At 74.4% G+C, this 6,156-nt stretch carries 5 protein-coding genes; 4 read left to right on the top strand and 1 reads right to left on the bottom strand.

Annotated features, from left to right (window positions below; genetic code table 11):
- Positions 1-549, bottom strand: a 549-nt coding sequence (locus AB0M20_RS21960) for a glycoside hydrolase family 3 N-terminal domain-containing protein (protein WP_364300879.1), incomplete at its 3' end; no start/stop codon positions are given.
- Between the two features lie 94 nt (positions 550-643).
- Here AB0M20_RS21960 and AB0M20_RS21955 point away from each other — a divergent pair.
- The 4 genes from AB0M20_RS21955 (at position 644) to AB0M20_RS21940 (ending at position 6,075) form a co-directional block, all read left to right on the top strand.
- Complete coding sequence (locus tag AB0M20_RS21955; RefSeq protein WP_364300877.1) at positions 644-1,642, top strand: LacI family DNA-binding transcriptional regulator; 999 nt, start codon at positions 644-646, stop codon at positions 1,640-1,642.
- A gap of 93 nt (positions 1,643-1,735) precedes the next feature.
- Positions 1,736-2,071, top strand: a complete 336-nt coding sequence (locus AB0M20_RS21950) for an antibiotic biosynthesis monooxygenase family protein (RefSeq protein WP_364300875.1) — start codon at positions 1,736-1,738, stop codon at positions 2,069-2,071.
- 24 nt (positions 2,072-2,095) lie between these two features.
- Positions 2,096-4,906 carry a BTAD domain-containing putative transcriptional regulator gene (locus AB0M20_RS21945; protein WP_364300873.1) on the top strand — a complete coding sequence of 937 codons (2,811 nt, stop codon included), beginning with the start codon at positions 2,096-2,098 and terminating at the stop codon, positions 4,904-4,906.
- Positions 4,907-4,998: 92 nt separating this feature from the next.
- Complete coding sequence (locus tag AB0M20_RS21940; protein ID WP_364300871.1) at positions 4,999-6,075, top strand: class I SAM-dependent methyltransferase; 1,077 nt, start codon at positions 4,999-5,001, stop codon at positions 6,073-6,075.
- The last annotated feature ends 81 nt before the right edge of the window (positions 6,076-6,156 follow it).

Raw genomic sequence — 6,156 nt, 5'->3', positions numbered from 1 at the left:
GTACGCAGCCATGATCGACCAGGCGTCGGCGTCCTCGATGGCGATCTCGAAGGGCAGCAGGTACAGCTCGCGCAGCGTCGCCTCGTCGACCACGCTGTCCACCGTGTTGCGGTCGGTCTCCGACTCGTTGGCGACCAGGTGCTTGAGGCACGCGCCGACGCCCTGGTCCTGCATTCCGCGCACGTACGCCGCGGCGATCTTGCCGGTGAGCAGCGGATCCTCCGAGAACGCCTCGAAGAGCCGGCCGCCGAGCGGGCTGCGGTGCAGGTTGATGGTCGGGCCGAGCACGACGTGGATCTCCTGTGCCATGGCCTCCTCGGCGAGCAGGCGGCCCACCTCGTACGCCGTCTCCTCGCTCCACGCGGCCGACAGCAGCGTCGCGTTCGGGAACAGCGCCACCACCCGGCCGCCGTGGAACTTGAGACCGCGGACGCCGGTCGGGCCGTCGGAGAGGCGCATCTCGCGCAGCCCGAGCGAGGGCTCCGGCGCGAGCGTGAAGGTGGTCGCGCCGGTGAGCAGGGCTACCTTGGCGTTCAAATCCAGCGACACGGTGGCCTCCGCCTCAGTTAAACGTGTAAGTTCCCGGTATCAGCAACGTAATCGCGGGCGCTTGCGACGGCAAGTCCTGCGGGGAGGCGAGCCGATGGGCCAGCGGGTGACCAGCGCGGACGTGGCGCGGATGGCAGGTGTCTCGCGCGCCACCGTCAGCTACGTGCTCAACGACACGCCACACCAGACCATCTCGGAGGGCACGCGCGGCCGGGTGCTCAGCGCGGCCGCGGCATTGGGGTACGCGCCGTCGGCCGCCGCCCGCGCGCTGCGCACCGGACGGTCCGACGTCGTGCTCTGCCTGCTGCCCGACTGGCCGATCGGCGACGAGGTCGGCGCGTTGCTCAGCAACCTGTCCAGCGCCTTCGCCCGGCGCGGGCTGACCTTCGTCGTGCACCCGGCGAGCCGTGACGACCGGCCGATCTCCGAATTGTGGAAGGCGTTGACGCCGGCCGCCGTGCTCGCCTTCGGCGACTTCTCCGACCTGTCCGAGGAGGAGATGTCGGCGATGCGCGCCGCGGGCGTCGCGCCGGTGGTGCCGCTGGCGGGCGGGAGCGGCGGCGCGCGGCGGGAGCTTGACCCGGCCCAGCAGCGGGTCGGCCGCCTGCAGGCGCAATATCTGGCCGGGCTGGGACACACCATCCTCGGGTACGCGTACCCGGACGATCATCGGCTCCGGTTCTTCGCGGATCCCCGGCTCGCGGGGGTGCGCGCGGGGTGCTCGGCGCTGTCGCTGGATCCGCCGTCGGTGGCGACCGTGCCGCTGTCGCCCGGCGCGGCGGTCGCTGCGGTCGAGTCGTGGCGGGCCCGGGGCGTGACGGCGGTGTGCGCGTACAACGACGAGGTGGCGCTGGCCGTGCTCGCCGGTGTGCGGCTGGCGGGCCTGCGCGCGCCGGAGGACCTGGCGGTGATCGGCGTCGACGACATCCCGGCCGCGCGGCTGGCCGACCCGCCGCTGACCACGGTCACCACCGACCAGGCGGCGGTGGCCGTCCACCTCGCGGCGAGCGTGGTGGACGCGATCGTCGGCAAGCAGACGGCGCCGGAGAAGCCGCTCGACGCGGTCGCGGTGGTCGCCCGCGCCTCGGCCTGACCCTCTACTGGAGGTTGAGGGTCAAGCTCCAGTTGAGGATGAGCGTGCCGCGTCGCCCTGCAGCGCGGCGGTCCCGGCTCTAACGTGACAAACATGGGAGACAACCCGACCGTGATCTCCACCGACAACGGCCACGTCACGCTGATCAACATCTTCACGTGCGCCGAAGACGCACAGGAGGCTTTGATGAAGGCCCTGGACAAGGCCACTGCCGAGCTCTTCGCCGGCCTCCCCGGCTTCATCTCGGCGAACATCCACGCCGGCCTCGACCGCACCCGCGTCGTCAACTACGCGCAGTGGGAGAGCGTCGAGGCGTTCGAGAACATGACGCAGCGGCCCGACGTCCAAGAGCACATGGACGAGATCATGCGCGTCGCCCGCACCGCCGATCCGCGCCTCTACAAACTCCGCGCCACCTACCACCCCTGACCTGCCCCGGGTCAGAATGGGCGCGTGCGCGCCGAGGTGGGTCTGCTGGGTCCGGTCGAGCTGCGGCTCGGCGGTTCGCCGGCGCCGCTGCCGAGCGCGTCGCAGCGCGTCGTGCTGGCCCGGCTCGCGCTGGCCGGTGGACGGGTGGTGCCGGTCGGTGACCTGATCGAGGCGCTGTGGGGCGGCGAGCCGCCGGCGAACGCGGTCGGGAACCTGCACAGCTACGTCTCCCGGCTGCGGCGGCTGGCCGGCGCCGAGCTGATCCGGCGGGAGCCCGGCGGTTACCGCCTGGACCTGCCGCCGGACGCGGTCGACGCCGCCCGTGCCGAGGCGCTGATCAGCACCGCCCGAGGGCAGCGGGGGCCGGACGCGGTCGCGACCCTGGCCGAGGCGCTCGCCCTGTGGCGCGGCGAGACCCTGTCCGACGTGGCCGACCGGCAGGCCTTCGCTCCCGATCTGGCCCGGCTCGACGAGTTGCGCCGGCACGCCCGCGAGGAGTGGCTGGACCGGCGGCTCGACGCGGGGCAGGCCGCGGCGGCGCTGCCCGAGATCGAGGCCTTCGCCGCCGCCGAACCGTTCCGGGAACGCCCGTGCCTGTTGCTGATGCGGGCGCTGCACGACACCGGGCGTACCGCCGAGGCGCTCGCCGCGGCACGCCGCTTCCGGGAGCGGATCGCCGACGAGCACGGCCTCGACCCGTCGCCGGCGCTGGACGAGCTGCAGCGGCGGATCCTGACCGAGGAAGCGATCCCGCCCGGGCCGGCGCCGACACCGGCCCGGACGAGGCCGGACCGCTTCTTCGGCCGGGACGCCGAGATGGCCACGCTGCGCGCCGCGCTCCGCAGCGGGCGGCTGACCACCCTCGCCGGGCCCGGCGGGGTCGGCAAGACGCGGCTGACGACCGAGATCCTCACCGGTGAGGAACTGGTCGTCGAGCTGGCCCAGGTGGCCGTCCCGGCGGATGTCGCGACCGCGGTGGCCGGCGCCCTCGGCCTGCAGGCGGCGCCCCGCGGTGGTGTCGAGGCGCTCGCCGAGCACCTCGGCTCGCGGCCGGCCGTGCTGGTGCTGGACAACTGCGAGCACCTGATCGAGGCGGTGCGGCGCCTGACGGCGGCGGTGCTGGACCGCTGCCCCGGCGTCCGGGTGCTGGCCACCTCCCGGCAGCCGCTCGGGCTGCCGGGGGAGCGCGTGCTGCGGCTCGGCCCGCTGCCCCAGGCCGACGTGGTCGACCTGTTCTGCGACCGGGCGGCACTGCTGCGCGACGGGTTCGCGGACACCGCGGAGAGCCGTGTGCTGGCCGCGGAGATCTGCGAGCTGGTCGACGGCCTGCCGCTCGCCGTCGAGCTGGCGGCCCGGCGGGAGGCGGTGTTCGGCATGGCCCACCTGCGGGACCGGCTGGGCGCCGGGCTCACCGTGCTGGATCCGGCGCGCGGCGCGGACCGGGCCACCGGGGTACGGGCCACCGTCGAGTGGTCGTACCGGCTGCTCGACCCGGCCGCGCAGGCCCTGCTGGACCGGCTCGCCGTGTGCCGCGGGGGTTTCGGCCTGGACGGTCTCGCGCACCTGGCGCCCGCCGACCTCGCGAACCACCGCGAGCAACTGCTCGCCGAGCTGGCCGAGGCGTCGCTGGTGGTCACCGACCTGACCGCCGACCGGCCGCGCTACCGGCTGCTGGAAACGGTCCGGCACGCCGGCCTGGCGCATCTCGGCCCGGAGCGCGAGGATGAGGCCCGCGCCGCGCACGCCGAGTGGATGCTGTCGTACGTCACGGATCTGCTGGCCGCGCAGGCCTTCCGCGATCCGCGCACCACCCCGGACCTGCGGCGCGAGCTGGCCAACGCGCAGGAGGCGCTGGACTGGCTGGTCCGCACCGGGCGCCGTGACCAGGCCGCCCGGCTGGCCGCGATGCTCGGCGCCCTCACCTCCGACGCGCCCCACCCGGCCGTCATCGAGCAGCTCGGCCGGCTCGCGCCCGAGCGGGTGGAGACCGAGTCCGACGCGCTCTTCGCCCTCGCGGCCGGCGCCGCGGCGTGGCTGAACAGCCACTTCGTGGTCGCCGACCGCCTGCTCACCGCGGCCATCGCCGTGCTCGGCCCGGACCATCCGCTGCACTGGAGCTGCCGGATCGTCCGCGCCTCCAACGCAATGTTCGAAGGTCGCGTGGAGGACGTGCGGATCGAGGCGGTCGCGCTCGCCGGCGACCGGCAGGCACCGGCGTGGGTGGCCGCGATGGGCGTCTGCTGCGCGGCGCTGATGCGCCTGTACACCGGCGACGAGCAGGGCGCGCGCCGCCTGCTGGACGAGTACGAGCCGACCGTGGCCGCCGCCCGCTCGGCCGACGGGTTCGTGGCGTTCACCCTCGGCGAGCTGGCCTCGGCGACCGACCCGGCAGCGGCGATGGCGCACTTCGAGACCTCGATGCGGATCAGCGACGCCATCCACCACGGCTACATCGGCAACATCGCCCGGGTGGCGCGGGCCGCCGTGCTGATCCGCACCGGCTCGCCGATCGCCGCCGGCGCGTGCGCCGAGGTGCTGGAGCGGGTGCACGCCGCCGGGATGACCGCGCAGGTGTGGACCGTGCTGCGCCTCGTCGCCGAGCTGCTGGCCGGTCTCGGCGAGCCGGACGCCGCGGCGTCGATCATCGCGGCCGCCGACGCCGACCCGCTGGCGCCGGCGGTGATGGGCCCCGACCTGGAACGGCACGAGCGGTTGCGAATCCCCGGCACCCGGCCACCGGGCCCGGGCGACGTCCCGGCGGTGACGGAGTACGCGCTCGCCGCGCTCCGCCAAGCGAAAAGTGGTAGCCCAGCGGTGCATCCGGGCGCCGGATAGGCCTATGGGCTACCACTACTTGCTCGGCCGGTTGCTCGGCCGGCAAGCCGTGCGCAAGGGACGGGCAAGCGGCGCCACGCATCGTTCGCGGCATGACTGACACGCAACACATCGACGAGGCGAAGGCCGAGGCCTTCGTCGGACAGCTCATCACCGATCTCGCGGGCGCCGCCGCCACCGCGATGACCGTCGTCGGCGACCGGCTCGGCCTCTACCGGGCGATGACCGGCGCCGGCCCGGTCACCGCCGAGAAGCTCGCCGCCACCACCGGCCTGCACCCCCGGCTGGTCGGCGAATGGCTGAACGCCCAGGCGGTCTCCGGCTACGTCACCGTGGACGGCGACACCTTCGAGCTGCCGATCGAGCACGCGCTGGCGCTCTCGGTGGTCGACTCCCCGGCGTACATCGTCGGCGGCGCCGAGATCGTGGCCGGGCACTTCCTCAACCTCGGCCGGCTCGAGCACGCCTTCCGGGGCGACGGCGGCATCGCGTACGCGGACATGCCGCACAGCGTCCACCACGGCATCGAGCGGTTCTTCCGGACCGCGTACGTGAACCAGCTCGCCCAGGCGTGGTTCCCGGCAGTGCCCGGACTGGTCGAGAAGCTGACCGCCGGTGCCCGCGTGGCCGACGTCGGCTGCGGGCACGGGTTCGCCGCCCGGCTCATCGCGCGCACCTGGCCGGCCGCGACCGTCGTCGGGTTCGACAACCACGCGCCGTCGATCGCCACCGCCCGCGCCCGCGTCATCGAGGAGCCGGACCTGACGAACGTGACCTTCCAAGTGGCCGACGCGGCCGACCTCGGCGACGGCACCTTCGACGTGATCTGCTTCTTCGACGCCCTGCACGACCTGGGCGACCCGGAGGCGGCGCTGCGTGCCGCCTTCGACCGGCTGGCGCCGGGCGGCATCGTCGTGGCCGTCGAGCCGTGGTCCACCGACAACCCGGCGGAGGCGATCGGCAACCCGATCGTGCGCCTGGGCTACGCCGGGTCGACCGCCCTGTGCACGCCGACCTCGCTCAGCCAGCCGGGCGCCTACGGCATGGGCACCTGCGGCGGGCCGTCGCAGCGCGTGACCCTGCTCACCGCGGCCGGCTTCGAGAACGCCGGCGTGGCCGCCGACACCGGCCACAACCTGGTCGTAGCCGGCACCAAACCGGCGCGCTGACCACTGAGTCCCGCCCCGGAACCCGGGTTCCGGGGCGGGGCTCACCCGCCGGACTCCGCACCGCCCCGCCGGGGCCCCCCA

The sequence above is a fragment of the Actinoplanes sp. NPDC051633 genome (genome assembly GCF_040681735.1).
In the GTDB taxonomy this organism is placed as follows: Bacteria; Actinomycetota; Actinomycetes; order Mycobacteriales; family Micromonosporaceae; genus Actinoplanes.
The sequence above is the reverse complement of the archived record's forward strand: the minus strand, read 5'-3'. Positions and strand labels throughout refer to the sequence as shown.